This window comes from Pseudophaeobacter profundi (genome assembly GCF_029697505.1).
GTDB classification, from domain to species: Bacteria; Pseudomonadota; Alphaproteobacteria; order Rhodobacterales; family Rhodobacteraceae; genus Pseudophaeobacter; species Pseudophaeobacter profundi.
Genome location: NZ_JARJEF010000115.1, coordinates 1 through 366, shown reverse-complemented (window position 1 = coordinate 366; position 366 = coordinate 1). Strand labels below are relative to the sequence as shown.

Sequence of the window (366 nt, the reverse complement as noted above, 5' to 3'; positions counted from 1 at the left end):
ATCGTTTCCCTCATCAACTCTTCTACGGTTTGAGCAAATTCAGCCGAGTCCTGCAGCATGTAGCCTGACCTCAGAGTAGCTGTCCTGAACATCATGAGAGCCATGTTCTTGGCGGTCTTGTCCTCGGGGTTGTCCGCGACCCGTCGTTGCAGCTCCTTGATCAGCGGATGTCGAGGGTTGATCTCCAGCGTCTTGCGTTGGCTGAGGTAGTACGACCGTTGCGGGTCGTCGGCCTTCTGGTGTGCGTTGGACACGGCCAGACGTTCCATGTTGCCGGTCCAGCCGAACATCGACGCCACCAGAGCGCATGGCGACTCTGTCAGCCGCTCAGACACTTGCGCCTTCGCGATCTTGTCCTTGAGCGCG

Annotated in this window: 1 protein-coding gene; it reads right to left on the bottom strand. The window is 58.5% G+C overall.

The features are described 5' to 3' along the window. Nucleotides 1-366 (bottom strand): hypothetical protein (locus P2081_RS21170; RefSeq protein WP_278924631.1); only part of this gene is annotated, 366 nt, incomplete at both ends.